The sequence below is a fragment of the Inquilinus sp. KBS0705 genome (assembly GCA_005938025.2).
In the GTDB taxonomy this organism is placed as follows: domain Bacteria; phylum Bacteroidota; class Bacteroidia; order Sphingobacteriales; family Sphingobacteriaceae; genus Mucilaginibacter.
Window position 1 is genome coordinate 2296233 of sequence record VCCI02000001.1, and the last position, 25198, is coordinate 2321430.

A 25198-nucleotide genomic window follows, 5' to 3' on the forward strand; every position below is an offset into this window, starting at 1 on the left:
GTTTTAATTTTTTTTGATTGTAACTATTAGTACTATTTTACCCGTACAGACCTTATTTTGGCCAATTGCTGTTTTGGTGTCTCTGGTATTACTTTAAGCAGGGTTATCTGCGATATTAAATTGGGGTTCTCATTCCAGTTAAATTCGCTTACATATAAATTACCGTTCAATACATCTTCGGTAATATCCAACGGATTTGCAAACCCAACCATACCTTCAAGGCCATAGTTACTTGCACCGGCGGCCGAGCGTACAATGTCATAAACATGATCATCATTAACGTCTTTCAATTTTACTTTTGTTAATGTACCCGGCTCAAGCACCATAATATCCCCGCCGCCGCTAAACCTGCACACTAAAAGTTTGCCTTTTAAAACGCCATTAAATGCATTGCTTTTGTACTCAATTACACCGTTCGGCGATTTATTAAAGCCAAAATCAAACGCTGCGCCCCTGTAATTAGCATCGGGTTTTACATTGGCCTGGTACGACGGATTATCGGTATACCCTCTGTTAATTACATACTCACCCCTTAAAGGGTTAGGGTGGCCATAGTAGCCAATACTCCTTTCGGGATTAATGCGAAACAGCCAGTCGCGCTGTACAGGCACACTTTCTGATGCCATCACTTCGGGGCCGTTATAATAGCTGCCATTTGCGCGTCTGGTTCCTTTTATTGATTGGGGTGAGTTGCCGCCACCTCCAGATCCGTTAGCAGGCACATAGAGTTGCCCGTTGCTATGCCAAACCATATCGTACCCATTTCTGATACCCGAAGCATATATGGTTAAAGGTGAACTAAGGCTATATGGATTATACGTACCATCACGCATCCACATAGATGAACGTGATGCTTTGTTAATAAGGGCCTGATCGGCAGTTGTTTTAACATTTAGCGGCAGCTTACATTTTGCCAGCTTATTCAAATCGAGGCGTAGTATGGAGCCTGCAAGCAATGTTTCTTCGCGCTGCCAGCCCTTATCATAGGTACCTGCCGAACTGTTGCTGCCAACAGATATATATAAGGCCTTATCCGGCCCAAATGCCATGCTGTTAACCATGTGGTCGCGCGTGGACCGGGGGAGGTTAATAATAGCTTGTTGTTCCTGCTCTAAATTGGGCCCAAAAAGCTTTGAAACTTTACCATCAAACATCGGCGCTTCTGATAAGCCAGCAGAGGAATAAGATACCCACGCAACAAGATTTTGCTTGGTTGATGAGGGATCGAAAGTTAAGCCTATAGCTGTAGACTCGCCTCGTTTTTTTATCAGGGTATTAATTGGGTACATACCGCTTAACATACCGCTTACATGGTCTACGTTATACCTTTCTATCCCACCATCTATTTTTAAGGCATAAAAACGGCCATCAGGCCCAAACGTAAGTGATGTATATTTTTTATTTTGCGTACCGGGTATCGATATCTTGGTAAACCTTGCGTCGATAAAATTGCTGGAATCTATCGCCTTTGCAGCGGTAGAGAACGATGTTTGGAACGGAATAAACGGAACACCCGCATATGATTTTACTCCGCTCGTTATCACAAATTTGTAATGAGTATTAGGTTCCAGCGGTTGCGAAGGCGAAAAGCTGATTGCATCGCCGCCACCGGTACCCTGCACAGCACCCGGAACTGCGATTTCGCGACCTTCGTGAATTTTTAAAAGCTTAACCGTTTTATTGCTAATTGTAGCATTGTTTGTACCACCCTTGTAGCCTTTAACAGCAGGAATAAACAGGTTATTTGCAGCAATAGTTACGCTATTAAGTATACATGAGCCATTAACTGGTGTAGAGGCTATAATGTAAGGTTTAGAACCATCAACCACACGTACCTGCAAATCCATTTCAGTACTGGTAAAACCTGCAGCCGTAGCCTTTATTTTAGCGCTATAAGTCCCTACAGGCAATTTTGCAGCGGCAGAATAATCGACAGTTAAAATGCTATCGCCCGGCGCAACCTTAGCCGGAATTTTTAACCATGCTGGTGAATGGCTATCCAGGTTTACAGATATGTCGTATTTAATAACAGACCCCGTTGAATTATGAAGCCTGATATTACATGCAGCCGGCCCCTCTTCGTTTTTAGTGACCAGCAAATTCTGGTTTTCTGTTAACATATATACATATGGGCTTATGGCAACAGGTACTACCTCTGCATAACAAATTTTGGTATTGGTACCACCGTTAGCATCTATAGTAAGGTATCCATCGCTAACCGTAACTGTTACATTGGTTGTTTTAAAACGCCCCATACTGCGGGTTTTACCAATAGGTGTAAAATTAGATACGGCACTAACTCCTTCAATATTGATGCAATCCATCTCGGGTGCCTGGGTAACCGCCCCATCGCCTACGGCAACTGATACCTTGTAAACACCATTTAAAACCTTTAGCTCCCAGTAACCTTGTGCACGCACACCGCTAAATTTGCCATAGCGAATGGTATTTATATTATTTGCCTGCATGTGTATAAAGGTTGATAACAATACATCCTCGGGCTCTATCCTCGCCCTGCCGTTTCCTTTTAAACTAATGGGCTGCCTGGTTTCGGTACTTTTCCAACCGTACATTACTTCACTTCCCTGAAAAGTGCTCGATCTGCTGCCAAACGGCTCCCCAACATCTTGCAGCCAACCCGGAGGCGCCTGTGTGGTGCTATCCTGAAAATTGATCTTTATTGGCGCGATAATGGGCGCCGATGCAAGCTTAAAGGGTTCGTACACCGCCTGAAACTTTGGAAGGGCCGTTTTATCTACAGATAACTTAACCGTAAAAAAAACAAAGCCAACCATTATAAAACAAGCGAAGGCTATTAGTGCCTGCCTGATAAAGCCACGTGATACCATTAAATATTTTATTTTGTTTTTGCAGACAACCTACAGCTTCGCCATTTGGCTTACATAAGTGGTAATAACCTTGCTGCGTTAGATGTGAATTACAAGTGGTACAATTTTACCACTTGTTGTTTGTTTTTTAATGTCCAGGCGATCAGTTGTACACTTTATGTATAATTTGAGAACTGTTGTGAAAACGTGTGAAATTTATTTCCACACAAAATATAACGCACTGGTACTCCCACAATAAAAAAATGTGCTTCAGGGGTATGTTTGGAGGAAAAACAATTTTATTGATCTCCATCTGGGCTCTTTCTCTACTTCACAAAATTGTATACAAGCCTGTTTACTACCATGCATTAGAATTGCTTTTAACTTAATTTAGTTGGACAGAATATGTGACTATGGTTACACTTTGTAACAAATAGTACACATAATTAACTATAGAACAATAACTAATATGAAAAAGATTGAAAGCAAAAACTGGATAGTGTTGTACACCCGCTCGCGCTGGGAAAAACGCGTGAGCACGCTGTTAACTGAGCAGAACTTTAAATCGTATTGTCCTATTGTAAGAACCAACAGGCTTTGGGCCGACCGTAGAAAAACAGTTGAAATCCCTTTGTTTAACTCTTACGTTTTTGTTTACGCTGATCAATATGACCTTATTAAAATATTGCAAACAACTGGCGTAGTTACTTATGTAAGTTATTGTGGAAGGCCGGCTCATGTAGATGAAACCGAAATAAATCGCATTCGCAGCATAGCAAACACCTACACTGACATAGAAACCATTTCGCTAAACAATTTAAACATTGGCGACGAAGTAAAGATAAAAGAAGGCCCTCTGGTTGATACTGCAGGCCAGGTGCAGTATATACAAGGTAAAGTGGTTGTCATGATCATTAAAAATTTGAATTGTGCCTTAACGGTAAAAGTAAACAAGGAAGACCTGCTACCGGCGTAACCGCAGGCCCCACATATATAACATATATAAGTTAATTATTATGGATAAGCATTACGGCCAGATCGTAGAATTAGTTATCAGGAAAAATGGTTTTAGCATAAGCGAGCTTGCTCGCTTAGCAAACATTAACAGGAAATGTATTTATAACTGGTTTAATCAAAAATACCTTAAACCAGATATAATTCATAAGATAGGTTGTTTTATTAACCACGATTTTTCTGTTGAGTTTCCTGAACTTTTTGTAAAAGAGGATTTTGTTAAAACCGATAACACCGTTTCAAATGCAAGCCTACAAGATGATCGGAACAGAACACTTTGGAAGGATAAGTATATAGAACTATTGGAACGATATAATATATTGCTTTTAAATCAACTTGGGCATTAATAAATACAAACCCGCCTCTTAAGTCAATTATTAGGCGGGTTTGCATTTGGATACAATTTGATGGTTGTGATGGTGTTTAATGATGTCATCAGCTCGTTTAATATCGATGTTTTGATGAATTGGAGTGGGTGAAGCTGGAAGAAAGCCCTTTTCTTAGGCTTTCATTTTTCTAAGTTTATGTGCAATCGATAATAAGCCTATTTCCACCTCGGTTTTGGATGTTCCTTTTAACAGAAAACGTCTGAAACTATGTTTATGATTCAGTTCGGCGAATACCGTTTCCGCGTCCACCCGCCTTCGTTTTCAATATTTGATGTATTGCTCTATATTGAACCCTTCTTTCGCTTCCTATCTATACTTTCTCAGACTGTGGTTGATCTCAACGATCAGTTCGCTGTGATATATACTCCGCATTGGGCAGCCTTCAGTTCTTCGCCCGGGAACGGATTATCAGCTACACAAAAACGGATGACATGATCCGCTAACCATCATGGATATGCGCCATCCGCTGCCCAATCGCAAACACCAGGCAGTCTACGCTTCGTTACCAATTCCTGCAGTTTATAGCGTAAGAAAATCGACTGGCCATGGTCATATTCCTTAAAGCCTACCTTACCCCCTAGGTCTTAAAACATGAAAAACATCCTCAAAAAAAAGAGGCTGCCCTTTTGAGACAGCCTCTTTTATAGTAAAAACTACTCACTCTATCCATTAAGGAATCACAACCTTTGTATTCCAAACTACATTAGCCTTCCTTATTGCTCTGTTTCTAAATATTTGCTTCTCTTCGCGGCTATATACACTTAAGGTTACATATTGGTCCGCATCAATCGGCGTAATGTTCATATCTAAATTATAATTGCGTTGATACCTTATATAGTAATTAGCCGTATCCGCCTGCACGTCAAATTCATTAAGTTTACCGGGTTCACCAAACGATACATGGCACTTTTTTGCACAGTCTACAACAACTTTTGCGTAGCCGTAATCTCTGTCTTTGTTAGTATTGGTGTTAGGCGGATCTTTTTTACAACCCAGGCCTAAGAAACATAATACTGTTAAAAAAGCAATCCCTCTAAAGGTCTTATAACTTCTTTTAACTACTGTAGGGGCTAAAACTTGTAAGCCATTTTTTTTGTTTTTCTCTTTCATGATAAATAAATTTTCATAAAAATAGACCATGTATTTCACATGATATGCACAAGTATTTATACTGTATAGCAGGTTGTGAAAGTGTTGTATATCTATAAGGGAAAATGTGAAAATTAATTACCCAACCCATTTATCAGAACCCCTGCAGTTACGAAAACTGCAAATAATACGCACTTTAATTGTTTGCACAAGGTCATTAACCCGAAAAAAATGTTTCTATAGCAATAAAGAGTGAAAAAATAGTATTATTTGGCCTATATATTGATATTAATACGGAAGTGTATAAAATACAATCAGCTATTTTTACAATACATTTAACTAAGGAGTAACATTTAACTATAATTTATCATGGTCAAGCATTACGGGCAAATTGTAGAGTACAGGATAAGAAAGAATGGATACAGCATTAGCGATCTGGCAAAAAGTATTAACGTCAACCGGCGCTCCATCTACAACTGGTTTAATCAGCCTTATCTGAAAAAAGACATCATTTTCCAAATCGGCCGCGTCTTACGGCACGATTTCTCTCAGGAATTTCCAGAACTATTTGTAAGTGAGGATTTTAAAACTATTCACAGGTCCCCTCACCACATGCCCGCGCAAGATGACACTTATGCGGCTAAAATCGAAAACGAAGTTTACAAGAACAAATACGTAGACTTGTTAGAACGATACAACACACTTTTAGTAAGCGCTATTTAAATGGCAAAGTATCAATTAAATTGATACTTTTTAGCTCGAAGAAGCAAGCTGCATAACAGCTCACACCCAGTGAGTTATTATTTGCATCCATTTACTGCAATAAATGGCTGCAAAATAATATATAGCAATTATATTTGCACAACAATTCCATATTAAATGAGCCATGCTGCAGATGATTTGCGCTTAGAACTTGCCCACTTCAATAATTTTATAATCCAAAACTATCTTGCCGCGTTAAAGGCAACAGTTAAAAACGAGCCGTTACTTTACCTGTACAACGTTTTTAAAAAGATGGGGGACAGCCTTTGCACAATAGGTAATGCAATTGCCGCACAAAAAGACGTTTCGTACCGTGATTTGATGCCTTTAAACCAAACAGTATTTGACGCCGCTTTAAGTATTTTTTTGATTGAGCGATCAAATAATTTGGAAGACCTTATTTTGCGTATTAACGGCGTTAACACGTATTATTTACAGTCAAATTTAGAAAATATTGATAAATATGGCTTGCAATTTGGCAAAGATAAGGCGGTTATAGAGGATGAGATATCGATTTTAAAGCAAGATAATAGTGGCTACTTTAATCAAAATGGCTTATTAAAGTATATACCTTATTTACCAGATAACCAGGAGATTTTAACCTATTTAAAAAACAACGCACAAATACGGACAACCGGCCGGGCCTTTAATGGCCTTACCACATCATTTGATGTTTTTACAGAACCTACAGCTAACGAAAACAGCAATACTAATAAGTTAAAGTTACTTACGGTGTTAAACATTGCTCTAATAAGTATGAGCTATATTGAACCTTTTCTTGGTCAATCAAAACAAGTAACCGTAACTTTTGAGGAGCTGACAGCAAAAATAGTAACTGCTAAAAAAAACTGGCAAAACAGCACTGTTTAAAATGATGTTGATGTTTTCTATACGCTTGTTCTTTTAAGCAACTCGCTATTATAACGCTCTAACAAAACGATATACTTTTGCTTCCAATTAACTTGTTGGCCCTGAGAATTGTGATGATATGTAGACGAACTACCTTCTTTGTGAAATTCTGTCCCTGAAAAAAGCTCAGGGAACTCTTTAGAAAAATCGTGCTTAATAACCCGGCCAATTTTTATAATGATAGCGGGACTTAGCTCTTGCTGATTAAACCAATTATACATCGACCGGCGGTTCACCTCAATTTCTGCCGCCAGATCTTTGATGTTAAGGCCCCTTTTTTTTATAATATACTCAACTTTTTTTCCTCGATGGTTTTCCATTTTGCAAATTGATATTCAATCTTTGCAAATTTTTAGCCACGAAACTTATTATAGAATATTTGATGCGAATAAAATTTTTGTAACATATAAAGGGATATGTAACAAATTTGTTAACAAAGGTTGTTTTTCACCACTTATTCCAATATCGGCAGATGTATTAAACAAAAATTTTTTGTCTTTATCACCAATACTAACACATACGGCGTTTCTGCTTTTATATACACCTGTATACAAAAGAATACGAGCTCGTGCAGAGCATTTAACTATAGGTAAAACACAAGCCGCTATTTAATACGGGAACATCCCAAAATTGTACACATCAATTATACTTAATAACCAGCCTCGGCCGGTTTAATTTACCTTCCTTACTTTTAAATTGCAGAGTAACATTTTTGCCAAGCGCATCTTTCACCAAAAAAGACATAACCTTTTTTGACTGGATATTTGCACTTACATATTTCGTAACATCCAGTTCGATATTCGCGGGTTGGTTACTTACCATTGCCGAGCTTAAAGAAGGTGTAACAGCCGCAGGTGCCGTATTAAAATTGATCGTCTTTTCTGTCCAATTTTCATCGGGTACAGCGTAGCATGATAGTGCTATTGTTGTATTATTGTCTGCATTATACCCGTTTAAAACAAGCTTAGCCGATACAACATTGTTTACCCCTGTTAAGTCGAATTTAAGGTATGCTTTACGGTCGTAATCTTTATTTGCAGCGCCCTTTACTGTAAGGTTACTATCCAGTCCGTAGTTTAAAGCCGCAAAGGCTCCTGCGCGTACAAAAGCGTCGTCGGTAGGTAATAATTCAATGTATGGCACACCCATACGGTTTATTGTAGAAAAATTGCCGCCGGTGTAATAAATCGTTCCGTTTAACACAGCTGCAACTCCTGCAGACCGGGCCGAGGGCAAAGGCGTAAGCTGCGACCATGTATTACTTTCGGGCGAGTACACCTGCACAGCCTTGCTTAGTACATTATGCGAAGTTTCACCACCTAAAACAAGTATACGCTTACCCAGGGTAATAACCGACGATGAAACATGGTCTACCGATACAGGCATATCTGCCAGCCGCTGCCAACTGTCAGTTTCGGGAGTGTAAACCTGCAACATTTTTTGGGTTTCAGTTTCGTTATCCTGGTGATGGGCACCGCCTATAAAGTAAATTTTGCCATTCAATACGGCCGAGCCCGGGTGGTTGACCGCATCTAAAAGCGGTGCCGCGGTTTGCCAGCCTTGTGCCACCTGATTTACATCAAGTACATAATGTACGTTAACATCCTGCCGGGATAAATTAGCACCACCCATATAATGCAACTTTCCGTTTAAATACCTTAACTGCCCGGCCGCTAATGGTTGAGGCAAATTGGGCAGCTTAGTATAAGAGTCTGTTGATACATCATATTTATATACCTGATTGGTGCCAAACACCTGCCCTTTACCAGTGCTATTTGATGTGTACCCACCGGCAAAGTAAATGGCACTGCCATCAGTTGTTACACCCATATGGGTGGCCCCTCCAAACCCATCGCCGTTAGGTGTATAAGGCAAGCTTTTAATTGCCGACCACTTATTTGTTACCGGGTCGTACACATAAGCACGTTTTGTAGGCGTCCACGTGTCCGGCCTTTTGTTTACATCAAATCCTCCAAAAATATAAAGCTTATTGTTTACTGCTTCGCCATGTACCTCATGTGTAGCCACTGGTTGTCCCTGCGCATTGCTCCAGCTTATAGCTGTAGGCTCTATAGCCTCAGATTCCGAAAAAGTGGCTTTTTGAGCCAAATGGGTAACCTCGCCTGTAATTTGATTGTCGGCTGGTTCGTTTTTCTTACATCCCGGCATATAAACCAGGATATAAACCGCTAAAGCGAGTATTAAAGTTTTATTAGTCATACAAACTGATGTGAAGGTTTTGTAGGCTATATAAGCCCTTTACAATAAGTATCCCAATAGCTTAACAGTAGCTTTTGGCCAAATTTGCTATAATCGCGGCCCATTGAGGGAGTTGGGGTAAACTCACCAAAAACGCAGCCTTTATAGGTAGCATAAAAATCAATGCGTACAAATATACCGTAAGCCTTACTTAGCTTTTTGGCAGATTTAATCATATCGTTAAGGCAAGCCGGAGCAGGTTGGTCGCCTGTTGGTGTATATATATAGTTTATCTCTTCAAGGCGTTGCCAGTTTTCATCGTAAAACGAACTGAAACCCTTACGTGGCCCAAGTCTGTTAATTACCCATATACAAGCAATCTCACCGTTAAAACAAAAGAATTTGTAATCATCAAGTATATTGTGCTCGCCTTCTTCGTGTTCAAGAAACTCCTCAAACAAAAACTCAAGTTTCGGATTTTCAGTTAACTCCTTTTTTAAAATATTTTTGATCTGTTCGGGTGTATATACCTCGCGGTCAAATAAGTTAAAACCCTCTTTCATCAAAAACACAAGGCTCGAACAATGCCCCACCGTAGGCCGTATTACATAGTTTGGCGGCAAAGCATGCATATCTACCGAATCGATATCCCTTCCACGCCAGTAAAGATCGGGCAACCGGCAGCCGTGCATCAGGGCAAACTCGCGCGCATTAGACTTATTGCTCAATTTGCGTTGCCAGTAAGGCGCATCCTTCCAGTTTTCTAACCTGTCGTGTTCAAACATTTTGGTATTCCTAACTACCTCAGCGTTAGGGTCTTTCCAAAAAGTATCGTGCCTGTGTTTAATGCGCTTTGGAAACTCCCCGCTATTGCGGAGGTAACTTGTAATTTTATTTATCATATGCAGATGTATGCCACTGGGGCAATTTTGGTTTATAATGTTGCAAAAATACATTGCTCCCATTGCCAATAAACACCTGCCTAACGCCTGTATACCAAAGCGTAAAGCATGCACAACTTAGGGTGCATTTTGTATACTGGGCCTTTAAAAAAGGCCCCCTACAGGCTTATTTTGTAAATGCAATAGTTTTGTTACAAATGACTGTGATATAAGAAAAAACAATTATTTATTTTACCTGCATGTTGTCGCAACACTAGTCTCAAAATATTGTTACTATTTATAACACACTTTAAACCAATGGATTACTACTTAATTTACATGAGCAAAGCTACAAATGCTTTAAATGAAAACCAACTAAACGAGCTACTTACCGTATCGCGGGCATGGAATAACAACCATGGGATAACCGGCAAATTAGTGTATGTAGCGGGCGAATTCAGAGAGGATTTTGATGCCAGGTTTATGCAAGTGCTCGAAGGTTCGGAATATGAGGTAAAACGCATATTTGAGAACATAGCAGCCGACCCACGGCATTACGATGTAACCGTACTTACCGAAGGCCCGCGCAGCCAACGCAATTTTAGCGACTGGTCTTTAAAATTTGAAACCTTTGATTTAGAGGCACATCCGGAACTTATAGAATTTTTTCACCTTGATAAATCGGTGATAACAAGCCAGGAATTTGAGGAGGGCGAGTTTGCATTGAACTTTTTAAAATCATTTTAAAACGCCGCTGATGTTTTTTTGGTTAGCTTTTAGTTGCGGTTACAGTTTATTACACACTTAAGCTAAACTTTTGCATTTTTTTTCAAAAAATTACAGCTCACACAGGGATTTTTTCCATTTTTTTGTTCCCCTCCCTCCCACTAATATATAAATTAATTCCATATAAAAAAGTAAAATTTGGGATGGTGGCTCTCCCTACCCATCCATCATCCCAAAAATTACCAGTGACAAAAGAGTGTCACAAAAAGTTTGATTGTTTATGCCGATATTTGGAATGATCCAATGGATAGGTTTTACAAATAGCTTAACCGTTCCCGCTCCAATCAATTAACAACCGGCATGATGCAACTCCCGGATAAATCCGCATCGCGCTAAAACAATTTGGCCCGTAGTTTATTGCAATAGGTATGATAACAGTAATAGGTATTTTTGACGACAGCAAACTGGCCGAAGAGGCCGGATCGTATTTACTGGCCAACCAGTTTACACAAGAGCGTGTAGACATGCATACCCATGCCGATAACACCAACGAACCCGACCGCGTAGGCGAATTTTTTAGCCACCTGTTTGAAGATGAGATAAAGGCCGACCACTACGCCACATTGGCCCGCCAGGGCTCGGTAATTACGGTGCATGCCCTATCGGCACGCGAGGCGCAGGAAGCTGTTGACGTGTTAAACAACTACGGCGCCATAAACGTAAATGCCAATAACGAAGGCGCCGGCCTGTACAGCCAGGTTATTGAACGCATTGTAACCGACGACAAACGGCTTAAAGGAGTATAAATGCTGCATAATTCTTCTGTTTCCACGCGTAGGTATTACGTTATGCTTCTAAATCTGTGGCATAGCTATTAAGCCCATTAACATTTATATTATTTATATAATCATTTTTAGCATTGGGGTATTTAATAAGCTTATAATTTTATAGCCACCAGTTATAAAACGTATTACCACTTTACTTCAATATGAAAAAAGTATTATCAACCCTGCTACTGTTTGCGGGTGCCGTATCATTTGCGCAAACAAGTACCCAACTACCCCAACTTATACAAAAAGATGGCCGCCACGCTTTGCTGGTAGATGGCAAACCTTATTTTATTTTAGGCGGGCAGGCGCATAACTCAAGCGGATGGCCGGCACTGATGCCCGGTGTATGGGCCGCTGTTAAAGAGATGCATGCCAACACCCTGGAGGTACCCATTTACTGGGAGCAGATAGAGCCGCAGGCCGGCAGGTTCAATTTTTCGATCATCGATACACTTATCAACCAATCGCGGCAGCATAATGTGCGTTTGGTTTTGCTTTGGTTTGGCACCTGGAAAAACGGCAGTAACCACTACATGCCCGAATGGATGAAGCAGGATGCCGCCAAATACCCCAACATTACAGGTAAAAAAGGCAACCCTATCGATTCGCCTTCGCCGCATATACAGGCTACGCTGGATGCCGACATAAAGGCATTTACGGCTATAATGCGCCATTTAAAAAATACCGATACCCGCCACACTGTAATTATGGTACAGGTAGAGAACGAGCCGGGATCATGGGATAGCATGCGCGACTACTCGGCAACCGCTCAAAAATTATTTGAGGGTGCCGTACCTGCCGAACTGCTTAAACCGGGCATTTTAAACGAGTTAAATGTGCCGGTTGTAAACGGCGGCACCTGGCAGCAGGTGTTTGGCAACCGCGCCGACGAGTATTTTCAGGCATGGTCTATAGCCCGTTTTATTGGGCAGGTGGCCGCAGCAGGCAAAGCGCAATATTCACTGCCCCTGTATGTAAACGCTGCCCTGCGCGAGCCCTTTGGCAACCCTATGGCCAACACCTACGAAAGCGGGGGCCCTACTGATAACGTGATACCGATATGGAAAGCGGCCGCACCGGCCATCGACCTGCTGGCACCAGATATTTACCTAACCGGCAGCGACAAGGTATTAAAGGTTACTGAATTGTACAGCCGGCCCGATAACGCGCTGTTTGTGCCCGAAGCAGGCTTAGTGGCCGATAACGCCAAATACCTGTATAATGTGCTGGCACATGGCGGCATAGGCTTTTCGCCATTTGGTATTGATGATAATGGCCGCCCGGTTAGCCGCGAGGACTTTACCAAAAAACTTGCGCCATACGCGCTGGACTATAAAATGGCCGGTAGCATGATGAACGAGCTGGCTAAATGGAGCTTTGAGGGCAAGATACAAGCCGTTATTGAACACGAGGACCATGCCGCGCAAACTATTGATCTTGGCGCATGGCAGGCTACTATATCATTTGGCTCAATGCGAGGGAACGAGTTGCCAGCTGATGCCGCCGGTAAAGGCAAACTGATGATAGTAAAGCTTGGCGAAAACTCATTTTTATTGACAGGTACCGGCAGCCATGCTACATTTAAGCCTACAGGCAAAAGCGAGGGCAAAGCCTGGCAATATCTTAAAGTAAACGAAGGGTATTACCAAAACGGCGAGTTTAAACAAACGCGCATACTAAACGGCGATGAAACCGACTGGGGCGGCCCAAGCTTTGGCGCCAACCCTACTGTATTGCAGGTTACGCTGGTAACGCGGTAATTTTTGTTCTTAATTGCGTAGTGTATAAGTAATATCGAATGATGAATTTTGAATGTCGAATATCCAACTTCTTAACTTCATTATTCGATATTGGACATTCGATGTTCGATATTGGCCCTCAATAGGTATCATAGGTATCCTAAAAGCTCACCCCTATTTGCAAACCCGTACCTACTGATGAAGGCACGTTGTTGCCAAACCTAAAGGGTACCGGTACCGATAAAAACAGGTTGGCATCTTTGCCGCGTTTTATTACCTGGTTAAATACCGGTGTAAAGCCAAAACGACCGCTGGTTTCAAACGCCATACGGCCAATAAAAGTAAAGCCCTTTTTAAAACGGAACATGGCCCCGGGGTGAAAAAGCACGCTGTTTACCTTAGCTATATGGTTTTCGGTGCGTATGCTGGGGGCTACCTCAAAGCTTACCCCAAACTTATCGCTCTTTAAAATATTCATCCCAAACGGAAAGCCTATCGTATAAACGTTGTTAAAGTTGCCTGTAAAGCCATCCTTGTTCCAGGCGCCTATGGGTTGCACCACACTAAAATAGCCCATTACACGTGGGTAGGCGGGTGTTTGGGCACTGCCCGATTCTATTAAAACAATTAAGGCGGCTATAATTAATATAAGGCGTATCAAAATTCCTTTAATATTAATATTGGCGGGGTTAAAAAGCATCATATTATACATAAGCACAATAATACTTAATTATATAACGCCAAAATTGTATGCATTTAACTATTTGTATCCTTTTTACCTTTAAGGCCATTTTTTTTATAAGCCGAGGGGTTGGTGCCGGTTTGCTTTTTAAATATGCGGGTAAAGTGGCTCTGATCCGAAAAACCGGTTAGGTAGGCAATCTCCGTTAAGCTATATGGGGTGTTATCCATCAGGTGCATCGCTTTTTGAATGCGCAACTTGCGTATATAATCGCCAAAGGATAAATTTTCGAAGTATTTAGAAAACTCTCTCGAAAGGTACGAAGGGTTAATATCAAGCTCGGTTGATACCTGCTGTAAACTTAACGACATATTGGTATCTAACTGGTCTTGTATCATTTCTTTGAGCTCCTTTGTCCACCGGGGGGCTTTTTTAACGTCGCCTTGCTTTAAATATTTATGATACACCTGCAGCAATAACTGCTCGGTGGGGGTTTGCGTGTGTTTTTGCTGGTGCAGGTGCTTGGCCCAGGTGTATAGTCCATCGTATACTTGCATACCCAGTTCCAGCAGCTCGTGGTCGTTTTTAATATTTTGCGAAAGCCCCAAAAATATAGCCGATAGCCCCGCCGCCTGCGGTGCAAAGTCGAGCCTGTCGGTATCGGCCCCACGTATAATGGCCGCCATACGGTGTAAAGCAACATCTTTAAGCTTATGTTTTTTCAAAAAATAATCAAAGGTACATTGGTCATCATAATGGCTGTATTCAACCCCGGGCAAATCAAACGGAATAGCATCCAGCTCTTCGGCCTTTAGCAAAACCTGTTCAAAGGGCACATAAATAATTTCGGCATCCTTATCAATAAACCGCTTAATTAGCCAGGGGCAGGCAATACGGTCAATTTTTGGGCGCTCGCGGGTTATCCATTTCATAGCCCAAATATAATATTAGCGGCTACAAAATAAATTAAGTACGCCACCTTAGCCTCAACAAAACACCCCGTAGATAAGACAAAAACCCTTCATTCAAAACAATTTAGCGTTTTAATAATTCTTATATCGTGCCGTTACTTTAACCATATATTATATTTGAAAATCAATAAACGCATCGCCATTTTAGGTGGCGGGCCAAGCGGGCTGTTTATGTTTAAACGCCTGGTAGATGCCAACTACGCAAATGTGTCCATAGATATCTTTGAAAAAAAGAGCCAGCTTGGTGCCGGGATGCCCTACAGCACCGATGGCGCCAATACCGAGCATATTACCAATGTATCGGGCAACGAGATACCCGAGCTGGTTACCCCCGTGGCCGAATGGCTAAAAACAGTACCCCGCGATACGCTGAACCGTTTTAATATTGATGCCGCTGCCTTTAACGATTATAAGGTGTTTCCCCGCCTGCTTTTTGGGCAATACCTTTCGGCGCAGTTTCACCTATTAATGCTACAGGCCAAAGCGGCAGGCATAGCTACCCATATACATTACGAAAGCCTGGTAACCGATATAAGCGATTACCCGCAGCAGGAAACAGTAACGGTAATCATTGCCGATGGTAGCCGGTTTGAGTACGACCAGGTGATCATTTGCACCGGCCACAACTGGCCCGCCAAACACGAGGGTACGGTACCCGGCTATTTCGATTCGCCTTACCCGCCGGCCAAGCTGGGCTTTAAGGCTAACCATACTGTCGCTATCAAGGGTTCGTCGCTTACGGCTATTGATGCTATACGCACGCTTGCAAGGCACAACGGCAGCTTTACCAAAAATACCGATGGACGCATTAGCTACCATTTAGCTGATGACAGCCCCCAATTTAAACTGATAATGCACTCGCGCAATGGTTTGTTGCCGGCCATCCGGTTTCATTTAGAGGATTCGCACTTACTAAAAGATGCAGTACTTAGCCCCGAAGTGATCAGCCAAAACAAGGCCGAAAATGGTGGCTTCCTGTCGTTAGATTTTGTGTTCGAAAAAAACTTTAAACAGCTGATAAGCCAAAAGGATCCCGATTTTTACGCGCAGATAAAAGATATGCAAATAGAGGACTTTGTGCCCTTTGTAATGGACCTGCGCGAACGGGTAGAGCCCTTTAACCTGTTTAAAGCCGAATACCTGGAAGCTGAGAAATCCATTAAACGCAAAGAGTCGGTTTACTGGAAAGAGATGCTGGCGGTGCTTAGCTTCGCGATGAATTATCCGGCCAAATATTTTTCGGCCGAGGATATGCAAAGGCTGCAAAAAACGCTGATGCCGCTTATCTCTATCGTTATTGCATTTGTACCCCAAAGTTCGGTTACCGAGTTGCTGGCCCTGCACCATGCCGGGGTACTGGATATTGTATCGGTAGGCGACGACAGCTACACCGAGCCTGTAAAAACAGGTGGTATTATTTACCATTATACCGATGATGACGGCAAGGAGCTATCGCCCGGGTTTAAAACCTTTGTGGATTGCGTGGGCCAGCCCCACCTGTCGTTTGAAGATTTCCCTTACAAAAGCCTTATTAATAAGGGCACCATTAGCCCGGCACGTTTAAAATACCATACTGCCGCCGCAGGGCTTAAGGCCATAACCAATGGCAGCAAACAAACCCATACCGATGGCAAAGGCAACTATTACCTAAACGTGCCGGGCATCACCATTAACGATAATTTCCAGGTGGTTGATGAGTACGGCGCTTTTAACAACCGTATATATGTAATGGCCGTGCCCTATATTGGCGGCTACAACCCCGACTACTCGGGGCTCGATTTTTGCGAAGCTGCTTCGGCCAGTATTGTTAAATGTATATTTACACCTAATGAGCACACCGCAGCCATCAGCGCATAATTTAAAGCTTTTTATGCTTTTACTGGGTTCGCGCGCGCCGGGCAGGCATGTAGAGCAGCACGACTATTTTATGGGCATTGCCGCTAACTTAAAGGATCTGTTGCCTCAAATAAAAGCCTTTTGGCGTAATACCGGCAGCAGCCTGCATATTGATGGCTGGCGCGAAGTAAACAGTGTAGACGGCTACCGGGTAAAAGTGATCTTAAAGGACGATAACGTTGACCACAACCCCCAAAAGCTGTTTTTTATTAACCTTGGTGGCTACCTCCCCAACAAACTGGAAGAGCAGCACTACGTTGTACTTACCGTACAAACCGACCGTGCAAAAGCCATACAGCAAGCCAAAAAAAACATATTCTTCCGCACTAATACCATTACCGGTATGCCTGGCGCCAACGCCCATGTCGATGATAAGTACGGCATTGATGTTGACGATATTTACCAAATAAACGATATGCTGCCGGCCGGCCAAAAGGCCGTGTACCATTTGCAAATTACACCAGCCCCAAACCTACCCGATGACGAACTGCATTTGGGCTACTTTAGATTAGATAAATTGTAAGGGCGGGAGTAACATTTAAATTATTATTTTTACTAAAAATATTAGCATTTTAAAACGTATTTTTATACTTTTGAGTAAACTTTGCAGCCATGGAAGATTTAAAGGAGATAAAGCACCTACAGCAACTACTTGCCGAAGCCATAGAAATGCTTGACGATGTAAGGCACAAGTTTGGCATGTTCGAAAATCAAAAATACCAAAAGTTTAAAGCCGAGTTAAACGATTACAATAAAGAGTTGGAAGAGATTTGTAAGTAATCAAATGCTGCGCAACTGCTCCTGCAACTGCCGCTGCTACTAATAACCTACCTGTCATTCGCTGCAAAAACCCTTATTGTTTTTACGTAACGGCCCATGTAGTATGTATTTAGCGGCGTTTCGGTAACGCCCATGGCTTTGCCCGATGTGGAATGTATAAAGGTAAGCGGCTGGCCGGTACGCGCTATAATAATACCCATGTGGCCCACTACGCGTATGGTACTATCGGTACCGGTAAATAGTACCAGGTCGCCGGTTTTGGCATCCTGCAGGCTTATTTCTCGGTTTACATAGGTAAAATCGACCGACGTACGCGGCACCTGTATGCCAAAATGATTAAACACATAAGTAATAAAGCCCGAGCAGTCGAAACCCTGCTGCGGGTCGGTAGAGCCATATTTATAAGGTACGCCTGTAAGCGATATGGCAAAGCTAATTAACTCGTCGGGGGTGGTTTGCCCGGTTTGTATGGTGGTATAATGCCCGTTGGCATCTGTTGGCGGCAGTGGCAGGTCTTTTTGCGGGGTTACGGGCAGGGTATCGCCCTTGCCGGTAATTACGTACGTGGGCTCGGGCCCTTTACACGAAAACAGAAAAGCTAAAACAATAAAGCAGCGGCTATACAAATGCATGTTACTAATACATATAAAACTTTTATTAGTTTTACTAATTAACTGCTTTACAAAGCAGATTAGCATTATATTTTCTGTATTTGCTCCGTCATTTATCAAGTAAAGGCCAATTGCTTTTGCTTTTTCCCTACATATACCTTACAATTGCGCTTTATTATAAATATCCGTAATAATGAGTAAGCAAAAAGGATTTACCACCACCCTGCTACATGCCGACCGCCTGCGCAAGCCGGAATTTGGTGCTTTGCATCAGCCAATACACACCGCGGTTACCTGGGGTTATGATGATGTGCAGGGCCTGGTAAATGTGTTTCAGAACAAAGCAAAGGGCTTTGCCTATTCGCGCCAGGGCAACCCTACCGTTGCCGCCTTAGAGGGCAAAGTAACCTTGATGGAAAACGGGCTTGCCACGGTAGCCTTCTCTACCGGTATGGCAGCCATTACCGCTACTATTTTGGCATTGGTTAAAGAGGGCAGCCACATTATAGCCAGTTCATTCCTGTTTGGTAATACCCGCAGCGTGCTGCAAACTTTTACCGAAATGGGCCTTGATATATCGTTTGTTGATGCTACCGATGTAAATAATATTATAGCGGCCACCCAGCCCAACACTTGTATGGTAATAGTGGAAACTATTGCCAACCCCGCCACCCAAATTGCCGACTTACAGGCCATTGGCGATTTTTGCGAAGAAAAAGGCCTGATATATATGGTAGATAATACCATGACATCGCCTTACCTTTTTCAGCCGGTTACGGTTAAGGCATCGCTGGTGGTTAATTCACTTACCAAATATATTGGCGGCCATGGCAACGCGCTTGGTGGTAGCATTACCGATACCGGCCTGTTCAATTGGGATGCCTACGCAGGCATTGCCCCCGTTTTAAAGGCACAGATACAACCCGCTATGCTGGGCATTACCCAAATACGCAAACGCGGACTGCGCGATGGCGGTGGCACATTGGCCCCCGAAGCAGCGCACAACCTATCGGTAGGTGCCGAAACTATTGCTTTGCGCCTGCAACGCTGCTGCAAAAACGCCACCGACCTGGCCAACTACCTTAACCAGCACCCTAAAGTAAACAAGGTATACTACCCCGGCTTAAAAGACCACCCCCAGCACGACAGGGCCAAAGCACTGTTTAGGTACAATGGCGGACTGATGAGTTTTGCCCTAAAGGATGGCGTAGATGTTTTTGCTTTTTTAAACCATTTACAAGTGGTAATAAAAAGCAGTAACCTGGGCGATACCCGCACACTGGCCATCCCCGTGGCACAAACCATATTTTTTGAATTAGGACCCGAAAAACGCGCCGAAATGGGCATCCCCGAAGGAATGATACGCCTATCGGTTGGTATTGAAGATTACGAAGACCTGCTGGAAGATTTTACCCAGGCCTTTGATAAGGTTTAATAAAAAAAACATACAAACGCAGAAGGCCTCAGCATTACGCTGAGGCCTTTTTTGCGTCAATAGGGGTATATTAAGTTAATAGGGGTGTATTAAAAGTAACATCTGTTAGATGAAGTGTTCTCGTAACTTTTGCGCAGGTATATACCTATAGAAAGCTCGTGCGAGCCATAGCTGTAGTTGGCCAACGGCGTTAACGAGTAATCGAAGGCATAGCCAATTCTTAACCTGTCGGTAGCAAAAATTTCTACTAGGCCTACAAAGGCGTTTGATTTTTGCAGGTTGTTTTGCAAGTACGGTTTGTTGTATAAGGGGATAGCTGTACGGTAAGTACCGCCTATCCATATTTTTTCGTTAAGCAGCATAAACAGGTTAAGGTCTAAACTAGTTGGGCCTCCCCTGTCGTCTTTTATCAGGAACGAGGGGCGCAGCTTTACCTGGTCGTTAAGGGTGTATATAGCACCGCCGGTTAGGTAAAAGTGCGGTACCGGCACAGGTACGGCTACTGACTTATCCCTTTTGGCTGCCAGCAAGTGCGCCACCAGGTTATCTGCCGAAAACCCCGCAAAAAAGTGCTCGTTGGTATACAGCACCCCGGCCCGCGCATCGGGCAGTATGCTGCTCTGAAAATTAGTGGGGATATACTCGTCGCCGCTTTGCAAAGGGTTTAGCTTGGTACCATCAATACCGTTTTGTATAAAGCCCGCGCCCAGGCCAAATGCCAGGCGGTTGTTTTCGTTATCGCCCATTTGCAGGCGATAGGCATAGTTGCCATATACCGCTAAGTTACTTTGCGCACCCAGCTTATCCTGCGCTACAAGCAAGCCAAGGCCCACCTTATTTTCGGCAGTGGCACCATCTACCGCTAACGAGAAGGTACGCGGCGCACCCTCTAGCCCTGTCCACTGCGACCGGTAAAAGGCGTTCATGTACGTGTCTTGCTTGTAACCCGCGTAGGCCGGATTTACATATAAACCATTAAAAACATACTGGCTAAACTGCGCATCCTGCTGCGCGTTTGCAATAAAGGCCATCAACAGCAAAACAGCGGTTAGCCAGCCCGCTTTTTTGCCAATTTGGTTTTGTGCCTTTGTGTAGTGTTTAAGATCTTTCACGTATTCTATGTTTTAATATTATTTACTTGTTACGCAGCAGGGTGATGTAGCCTTTATAATTTTCCCACGCGCCTTTATTGTTTTTTACCTTTAGTATGTAGAAATAGGTTCCCTCGTTAAGTCCTTCTCCTGTCCACTCTCCATGGTACCCTTTCTTTTGGTATACGCTGTTGCCCCAGCGGTTCACAATCATCATATCGTTGTCGGTATAATTTACCAGGCCGGGTATCTCAAACGTATCGTTCTTACCATCGCCGTTTGGTGTAAACACATTGGGTATATGCAGCCCCTGTATCACCTTCGTATCCGACGATGAGTTATTGCCCGGCACGGGGTCAACTTCTACCGCGTTAACGGTAGCCGTGTTGGTTACCGGCCCGCTGCCCAGCGCTTTAACCAGCAGCGTTAGCCGGGTGTTGGCATACAATTCAACATTGCCTATATCCCAGGTAAGCACGCGCGATGCCATATCATAATTGGCACTACCCGCCGATACACTGCTAATAGATATATACTCCAACCCATCGGGCAAAGCATCCTTTAGCTGTACCCCGGTTGCTTTTACCGGCCCGTTATTGGTTACCGTTAAGGTGTACTCAAATGGCTGCCCCACTTCAACATCCCTGCTCTCCGACCTTTTTAGCACCATCATATCGGTAACGTTATCTATCACATGCACATCTATCTCGTCCGATATATCCGACGGGCAGGCTTCGGAGTTAAAGGCACGCACCGCATATTTGCCCGGTTGTGTAATAGTGTATGCCTGGTGCACGGCCCCATTTATGGGCTGGCCATTTTTATACCACTGAAAACCTGCCGCTGCAGTGGCTATGCCGGTGCGTATGGTAATGCTTTCGCCGGGTTTCATAGACAGTACTTTTGTTTGGCCCATAACCCCGCAAGGCAGCAGCATTAAGCATGTTATTGTAAAAAACAATAACATGCTTAAATAACACTTAGCATACGTTTGCCCTGTGCTGCCTATTCTCATTTACCTGCCGCTATACCGCTACCTTAGTTGTTAAACTGTATTACCGGTTTGGTTGGCACACCAACTACCACAATGCTCTTATCTGCCGATGTTTGGGTACAGGCCGCGTTAAGTGTATAAGCTACCTTAACAGCATATTTATAAGTACCCACTGTTTGCTCGGTTACCGGATAGTGATCAAGTGTACCGCCTGTGGCAATGTCAACGCCTTCGCGGGTCCATTGGTAGGTATAGGTAAAGCGTGTATCAAGCCCGGTTATGGTTAGGTTGGTGGTAGTTTGGCCCTTTTCGCAAACGTTGCCTGCGCCTGCAATAACCGGTGCCAGTGCCGGCAGCACATATATCTGGAAAGGGTCAGACATGTCTGACGTACAATCGTTGGCGTTTATTTGCACCAGGTAATAGGTGTAGTAACCCGCCGCAGCCGATGTTTCGGTATAAGTATTATCGGTAGCAGGGCCTTTCACTAAAGTTTTAACCCCGGCGCTGTTTACTTTATACCACTCGTACTTAATGGTGCCTGTGGCATCTACAGGGCCCTTGAGTGTAATTTGGCTGCCCGAACACAATACCTGCCCTACCGATGCCGCCGTAGTTGGCGGGGCTGTTGTAGCATCGCTTGGCCCGTTAAACGGTGCGGCGGTTTGTGCCTTAGCCACAAAGGTAAATGCCGTAAGAAGGATAACAACTGATGTTTTTAGTAAAGTAATGTGTCTCTTCATGGTGTTAAAAATTAAAGGTTAGGAGTTTTTATAAGGGTGTAATAGATGGCTTTGGTGGGTTTGTATATAAGTTAACATCAAAGTAATTGCGGCAAACGGGGGCAAAAACGATATCGTCGAGCGCAAAATCATTCCCGCTGCTGGCGGTGTTTTGGTTTACGATACCGATGGTTGCCGATGTGCTATTGCCCGACGTCCACCTTACGGTGAAGTTTTTCCAGTCGGGCGTGCCGCTGGTTAAAAGTATCGGGCTACCCAGGGCAGTGCCGTTAATAGAAAAATTGAGTTTGCCGGGGTTGCCCGGATTTACAGAAGTAAACCAAACCGAAAATATGTAGTCGGTATTAGGGGTAACAGTGATAGACTGTGTCCAGATGGTAACGTTTGCTGTTGGCGCACCATTAACTACCATCATGTTACGAGTACCGCTTGTGTTGCCTGTATGATCAGGAAACGAGGCGAAGTTGGTGTGCGAGATAGACGGGTTGGTTGTGATAGTATAGTAACCTTCGGCGGTAAGCGCTCCATTGGCCCCGGTGCGCCCTGTTGGAGCTATATAGGTATAGCTACTGGTAAAGCCGGTGCGGCCGCTGCTAAAGTCGCCATTTGCAACTTCGTTATTGGCCATGTCAATGGTTTCCCACCAATAGGTGCCGGATGTTGTAACCGTGATTGATGATGATGTTGCCCCGGTGCTCCAGGTGTAGTTGGGCTGATTGGGCTCGGCACTTAATAACATGCTGGTAGCGCAAGCCGATAAACGGGTAACCGAGCCGCATACACTTGGGATAGGTTTTATAGTGCGGCTTATGCGGTGCTTTGGCTTATCGGCAACAAAACTGGTAATTAAAATAAATACCAACGGTAAAATAAAAATGCAACCTAACAGGCCTTTACAGCGTAAAAAATCATAATAGTTTATAATACTATAATTCTTCTTAGTCATTTTTTGTGTCCGCAGTTAATTTATAACCTCCTTTTACGGACACTATCGCTTAATAGTTTATTTTATTTACTAACATTACTTGTTAACAAGTAAATACATAATCATAAATTAATATTTTCTTTTTAGTTATTATTTATTAATTTTTAAATTAATAAAGTCAAAGTAGTTTTACAGATACTATTAATATTAACAAGAAGATTTTTTCCAACACTGCATATAAAATAATAAAGCCCGGCATGCCGGGCTTTATTATTGCAAAAATATTTACCAGGTTAGTTAACTATCCGCTTGTCTTTAGCCGCATAGTTAGCATATAATAACAACCCGCCTATCACCATTATATTTCTAAAAATGTTTAACATATCATTTTTTGAATCAGCGGCCCTTGGTATGTGTATTAAAAATATCGTCAGTAAAACATAAAAAGCCATTAGCAAAGCGGCCAGCTTATCATATTTACCAATTAAACAACTTACAATAAACAGCAGTATACATACCCCTGTAAAGTAATTCCAAAACAACGGAAACAGGAACCATGATGGTAAAAACGAAGCGCCCATGTCGGCCATTGCAAAGTGCAGCCCTACATACAGCAGGAATGAAAGCGGGAAGATCCATCTGCCGGCTTTAGTGATATTATCTATCATGGCAGGGTTAATTTGTGGGGAATGGAATTAATGCGCGCGCCTCTATACTACTGTTAGGGTATTTTAATATAGGGCAGCTTTTACTCCATTCCTGCACTTCTTCGGGGCTGTCTGCCCGGCATATTAAATATCCGGTAACCATTACATTGGCAGCCTCTTTGTGCGCATGGCTTACCACACTATTAGTAGTAACGCTTGCACCCGCAAATTCCATCGGGGCGGTTGATACCAGTTTACCCTGCATGGCTATGTTACCAATCCATGCCTGCCATAGCGGCATATCGGTAGCCATGTCTTGTGTCGTGGTTAAGTAGCCCTCGTCACCGGTACTGTTTCTGAATAATAATAAATACTCTTTCATGATCAATGATTTTAGTTTTTTAATACTGTAAAAATCATTAACCGGGAGCAAACCAGGCGTTGACAAATGTCAACGTTTTAAATATGTGCCTTTAGGCGGCTAAATGTTTCCTGCGATATACCGAGGTATGAAGCGATAAGTTTGCTTGATAGCCTTGCCATTAGTTTTGGCCGGTAACTCATCAGCCATTTTATACGATCTAAAGCCGATAGGGATACAAAAGTGTTGATACGATAAACCGCGTTGGCATACGATGCCTCGAGTATTTGCTTATATACTTTATCAAACTGCGGTACGGTTTGCATTAGCCGGCCAAAGTCAGCTCGGTCAATGGCAAACAGCTCCGATGGTTCAACCGCCCTAATATTTTCGTTTGCCGGCTGCCCGCTTCCAAAGCTCATTAAATCGGCACACCAATAATCCTCTGTTACTATATCACGGGTGGTTTCGTTCAAATCATCATCGGTACTAAAAACCTGTAAACAGCCGCTAGCTATATAATATACATAATGGCACTGCTCGCCTTGTTTTAATAAAAGCTGATTACGTTTTACTTGCAGATGCTTAAAGCTGCTTAGCACCTCATCTAAACCGTCTGTATCATCGCCAAGCCGGTTAACAATATGTTGTTGAAGAGTGTTGATCATTTTAACTGATGATAAGCTTACATAAGCT

At 42.9% G+C, this 25198-nt stretch carries 26 protein-coding genes; 10 read left to right on the top strand and 16 right to left on the bottom strand.

Annotation, left to right across the window (positions count from 1 at the left end; translation table 11 throughout):
* Positions 1-32: 32 nt before the first annotated feature.
* Positions 33-2849, bottom strand: coding sequence for a hypothetical protein (locus tag FFF34_010200; protein ID TSD67734.1), 2817 nt, complete (start codon positions 2847-2849; stop codon positions 33-35).
* 448 nt (positions 2850-3297) lie between these two features.
* Between FFF34_010200 and FFF34_010205 the strand changes: the two genes are divergently transcribed.
* Positions 3298-3804, top strand: coding sequence for a UpxY family transcription antiterminator (locus FFF34_010205; protein ID TSD67735.1), 507 nt, complete (start codon positions 3298-3300; stop codon positions 3802-3804).
* 40 nt (positions 3805-3844) lie between these two features.
* Positions 3845-4189 carry a helix-turn-helix domain-containing protein gene (locus FFF34_010210; protein ID TSD67736.1) on the top strand — a complete coding sequence of 115 codons (345 nt, stop codon included), beginning with the start codon at positions 3845-3847 and terminating at the stop codon, positions 4187-4189.
* Positions 4190-4342: 153 nt separating this feature from the next.
* Here FFF34_010210 and FFF34_010215 read toward each other — a convergent pair whose 3' ends face one another.
* Together FFF34_010215 and FFF34_010220 are read right to left on the bottom strand one after the other, a co-directional pair.
* The gene (locus tag FFF34_010215; protein ID TSD67737.1) at positions 4343-4480 is read right to left on the bottom strand and encodes a hypothetical protein; all 138 of its coding nucleotides are present in this window, start codon (positions 4478-4480) and stop codon (positions 4343-4345) included.
* A gap of 420 nt (positions 4481-4900) precedes the next feature.
* Entirely contained in the window at positions 4901-5341 is a 441-nt protein-coding gene (locus FFF34_010220; protein TSD67738.1) for a hypothetical protein, read from the bottom strand.
* A 348-nt stretch (positions 5342-5689) separates the two neighbouring features.
* On the opposite strand from FFF34_010220, the gene FFF34_010225 reads away from it, so the two are divergent.
* A complete protein-coding gene (locus FFF34_010225; GenBank protein ID TSD67739.1) occupies positions 5690-6043 on the top strand; it encodes a helix-turn-helix transcriptional regulator in 354 nt (117 codons plus the stop codon).
* A 156-nt stretch (positions 6044-6199) separates the two neighbouring features.
* The gene (locus FFF34_010230; GenBank protein TSD67740.1) at positions 6200-6952 is read left to right on the top strand and encodes a hypothetical protein; all 753 of its coding nucleotides are present in this window, start codon (positions 6200-6202) and stop codon (positions 6950-6952) included.
* A 17-nt stretch (positions 6953-6969) separates the two neighbouring features.
* Here the strand turns inward: FFF34_010230 and FFF34_010235 are convergent, their stop codons facing one another.
* From FFF34_010235 to FFF34_010245, 3 genes are all read right to left on the bottom strand, one after another.
* The gene (locus FFF34_010235) at positions 6970-7311 is read right to left on the bottom strand and encodes a helix-turn-helix transcriptional regulator (protein TSD67741.1); all 342 of its coding nucleotides are present in this window, start codon (positions 7309-7311) and stop codon (positions 6970-6972) included.
* 319 nt (positions 7312-7630) lie between these two features.
* The gene (locus FFF34_010240; protein ID TSD67742.1) at positions 7631-9211 is read right to left on the bottom strand and encodes a DNRLRE domain-containing protein; all 1581 of its coding nucleotides are present in this window, start codon (positions 9209-9211) and stop codon (positions 7631-7633) included.
* A gap of 26 nt (positions 9212-9237) precedes the next feature.
* Positions 9238-10206, bottom strand: a complete 969-nt coding sequence (locus FFF34_010245) for a hypothetical protein (protein TSD67743.1) — start codon at positions 10204-10206, stop codon at positions 9238-9240.
* Positions 10207-10389: 183 nt separating this feature from the next.
* On the opposite strand from FFF34_010245, the gene FFF34_010250 reads away from it, so the two are divergent.
* From FFF34_010250 to FFF34_010260, 3 genes are all read left to right on the top strand, one after another.
* Positions 10390-10818, top strand: coding sequence for a BLUF domain-containing protein (locus FFF34_010250; protein ID TSD67744.1), 429 nt, complete (start codon positions 10390-10392; stop codon positions 10816-10818).
* Between the two features lie 407 nt (positions 10819-11225).
* Positions 11226-11603, top strand: a complete 378-nt coding sequence (locus FFF34_010255) for a hypothetical protein (protein ID TSD67745.1) — start codon at positions 11226-11228, stop codon at positions 11601-11603.
* Positions 11604-11785: 182 nt separating this feature from the next.
* Positions 11786-13387, top strand: coding sequence for a hypothetical protein (locus tag FFF34_010260; GenBank protein TSD67746.1), 1602 nt, complete (start codon positions 11786-11788; stop codon positions 13385-13387).
* Between the two features lie 139 nt (positions 13388-13526).
* On the opposite strand, the gene FFF34_010265 is transcribed toward FFF34_010260, so the two are convergent.
* Together FFF34_010265 and FFF34_010270 are read right to left on the bottom strand one after the other, a co-directional pair.
* Positions 13527-14069 (bottom strand): hypothetical protein, encoded by a 543-nt coding sequence (locus FFF34_010265; GenBank protein ID TSD67747.1) that lies wholly within the window; start codon positions 14067-14069, stop codon positions 13527-13529.
* A 53-nt stretch (positions 14070-14122) separates the two neighbouring features.
* Positions 14123-14980 carry a helix-turn-helix domain-containing protein gene (locus FFF34_010270; protein TSD67748.1) on the bottom strand — a complete coding sequence of 286 codons (858 nt, stop codon included), beginning with the start codon at positions 14978-14980 and terminating at the stop codon, positions 14123-14125.
* Between the two features lie 156 nt (positions 14981-15136).
* Between FFF34_010270 and FFF34_010275 the strand changes: the two genes are divergently transcribed.
* Positions 15137-16876, top strand: coding sequence for a hypothetical protein (locus tag FFF34_010275; GenBank protein ID TSD67749.1), 1740 nt, complete (start codon positions 15137-15139; stop codon positions 16874-16876).
* A gap of 13 nt (positions 16877-16889) precedes the next feature.
* A complete protein-coding gene (locus FFF34_010280) occupies positions 16890-17438 on the top strand; it encodes a DUF1543 domain-containing protein (protein TSD68010.1) in 549 nt (182 codons plus the stop codon).
* 304 nt (positions 17439-17742) lie between these two features.
* Here FFF34_010280 and FFF34_010285 read toward each other — a convergent pair whose 3' ends face one another.
* The gene (locus FFF34_010285; GenBank protein ID TSD67750.1) at positions 17743-18393 is read right to left on the bottom strand and encodes an NlpC/P60 family protein; all 651 of its coding nucleotides are present in this window, start codon (positions 18391-18393) and stop codon (positions 17743-17745) included.
* Between the two features lie 106 nt (positions 18394-18499).
* Here FFF34_010285 and FFF34_010290 point away from each other — a divergent pair, with 106 nt between their 5' ends.
* Positions 18500-19741 (top strand): cystathionine gamma-synthase family protein, encoded by a 1242-nt coding sequence (locus FFF34_010290; protein ID TSD67751.1) that lies wholly within the window; start codon positions 18500-18502, stop codon positions 19739-19741.
* Positions 19742-19830: 89 nt separating this feature from the next.
* On the opposite strand, the gene FFF34_010295 is transcribed toward FFF34_010290, so the two are convergent.
* From FFF34_010295 to FFF34_010325, 7 genes are all read right to left on the bottom strand, one after another.
* On the bottom strand, positions 19831-20772 hold the full coding sequence (locus tag FFF34_010295) for a type IX secretion system membrane protein PorP/SprF (protein ID TSD68011.1): 942 nt from the start codon (positions 20770-20772) through the stop codon (positions 19831-19833).
* Positions 20773-20875: 103 nt separating this feature from the next.
* Positions 20876-21847 (bottom strand): DUF11 domain-containing protein, encoded by a 972-nt coding sequence (locus FFF34_010300; protein ID TSD67752.1) that lies wholly within the window; start codon positions 21845-21847, stop codon positions 20876-20878.
* Between the two features lie 23 nt (positions 21848-21870).
* Positions 21871-22569, bottom strand: a complete 699-nt coding sequence (locus FFF34_010305) for a hypothetical protein (protein ID TSD67753.1) — start codon at positions 22567-22569, stop codon at positions 21871-21873.
* Positions 22570-22597: 28 nt separating this feature from the next.
* Complete coding sequence (locus FFF34_010310; GenBank protein ID TSD67754.1) at positions 22598-23515, bottom strand: hypothetical protein; 918 nt, start codon at positions 23513-23515, stop codon at positions 22598-22600.
* Between the two features lie 272 nt (positions 23516-23787).
* Positions 23788-24162 carry a hypothetical protein gene (locus FFF34_010315; GenBank protein TSD67755.1) on the bottom strand — a complete coding sequence of 125 codons (375 nt, stop codon included), beginning with the start codon at positions 24160-24162 and terminating at the stop codon, positions 23788-23790.
* 7 nt (positions 24163-24169) lie between these two features.
* On the bottom strand, positions 24170-24523 hold the full coding sequence (locus tag FFF34_010320; protein ID TSD67756.1) for a hypothetical protein: 354 nt from the start codon (positions 24521-24523) through the stop codon (positions 24170-24172).
* Positions 24524-24600: 77 nt separating this feature from the next.
* Positions 24601-25170, bottom strand: coding sequence for a Crp/Fnr family transcriptional regulator (locus FFF34_010325; protein TSD67757.1), 570 nt, complete (start codon positions 25168-25170; stop codon positions 24601-24603).
* Positions 25171-25198: the final 28 nt, after the last annotated feature.

Excerpts from the sequence above, each read along its gene's own strand:
- FFF34_010320 (TSD67756.1), bottom strand. The coding sequence starts at position 24,523 with ATGAAAGAGTATTTATTATTATTCAGAAACAGTACCGGTGACGAGGGC.
- FFF34_010205 (TSD67735.1), top strand. The coding sequence starts at position 3,298 with ATGAAAAAGATTGAAAGCAAAAACTGGATAGTGTTGTACACCCGCTCG.
- FFF34_010210 (TSD67736.1), top strand. The coding sequence starts at position 3,845 with ATGGATAAGCATTACGGCCAGATCGTAGAATTAGTTATCAGGAAAAAT.
- FFF34_010260 (TSD67746.1), top strand. The coding sequence starts at position 11,786 with ATGAAAAAAGTATTATCAACCCTGCTACTGTTTGCGGGTGCCGTATCA.
- FFF34_010250 (TSD67744.1), top strand. The coding sequence starts at position 10,390 with ATGGATTACTACTTAATTTACATGAGCAAAGCTACAAATGCTTTAAAT.
- FFF34_010200 (TSD67734.1), bottom strand. The coding sequence starts at position 2,849 with ATGGTATCACGTGGCTTTATCAGGCAGGCACTAATAGCCTTCGCTTGT.
- FFF34_010235 (TSD67741.1), bottom strand. The coding sequence starts at position 7,311 with ATGGAAAACCATCGAGGAAAAAAAGTTGAGTATATTATAAAAAAAAGG.
- FFF34_010285 (TSD67750.1), bottom strand. The coding sequence starts at position 18,393 with ATGCTAATCTGCTTTGTAAAGCAGTTAATTAGTAAAACTAATAAAAGT.
- FFF34_010270 (TSD67748.1), bottom strand. The coding sequence starts at position 14,980 with ATGAAATGGATAACCCGCGAGCGCCCAAAAATTGACCGTATTGCCTGC.
- FFF34_010300 (TSD67752.1), bottom strand. The coding sequence starts at position 21,847 with ATGAGAATAGGCAGCACAGGGCAAACGTATGCTAAGTGTTATTTAAGC.
- FFF34_010265 (TSD67747.1), bottom strand. The coding sequence starts at position 14,069 with ATGATGCTTTTTAACCCCGCCAATATTAATATTAAAGGAATTTTGATA.
- FFF34_010280 (TSD68010.1), top strand. The coding sequence starts at position 16,890 with ATGCTTTTACTGGGTTCGCGCGCGCCGGGCAGGCATGTAGAGCAGCAC.
- FFF34_010305 (TSD67753.1), bottom strand. The coding sequence starts at position 22,569 with ATGAAGAGACACATTACTTTACTAAAAACATCAGTTGTTATCCTTCTT.
- FFF34_010290 (TSD67751.1), top strand. The coding sequence starts at position 18,500 with ATGAGTAAGCAAAAAGGATTTACCACCACCCTGCTACATGCCGACCGC.
- FFF34_010325 (TSD67757.1), bottom strand. The coding sequence starts at position 25,170 with ATGATCAACACTCTTCAACAACATATTGTTAACCGGCTTGGCGATGAT.
- FFF34_010255 (TSD67745.1), top strand. The coding sequence starts at position 11,226 with ATGATAACAGTAATAGGTATTTTTGACGACAGCAAACTGGCCGAAGAG.
- FFF34_010225 (TSD67739.1), top strand. The coding sequence starts at position 5,690 with ATGGTCAAGCATTACGGGCAAATTGTAGAGTACAGGATAAGAAAGAAT.
- FFF34_010240 (TSD67742.1), bottom strand. The coding sequence starts at position 9,211 with ATGACTAATAAAACTTTAATACTCGCTTTAGCGGTTTATATCCTGGTT.
- FFF34_010295 (TSD68011.1), bottom strand. The coding sequence starts at position 20,772 with ATGGCCTTTATTGCAAACGCGCAGCAGGATGCGCAGTTTAGCCAGTAT.
- FFF34_010315 (TSD67755.1), bottom strand. The coding sequence starts at position 24,162 with ATGATAGATAATATCACTAAAGCCGGCAGATGGATCTTCCCGCTTTCA.
- FFF34_010230 (TSD67740.1), top strand. The coding sequence starts at position 6,200 with ATGAGCCATGCTGCAGATGATTTGCGCTTAGAACTTGCCCACTTCAAT.
- FFF34_010310 (TSD67754.1), bottom strand. The coding sequence starts at position 23,515 with ATGACTAAGAAGAATTATAGTATTATAAACTATTATGATTTTTTACGC.
- FFF34_010220 (TSD67738.1), bottom strand. The coding sequence starts at position 5,341 with ATGAAAGAGAAAAACAAAAAAAATGGCTTACAAGTTTTAGCCCCTACA.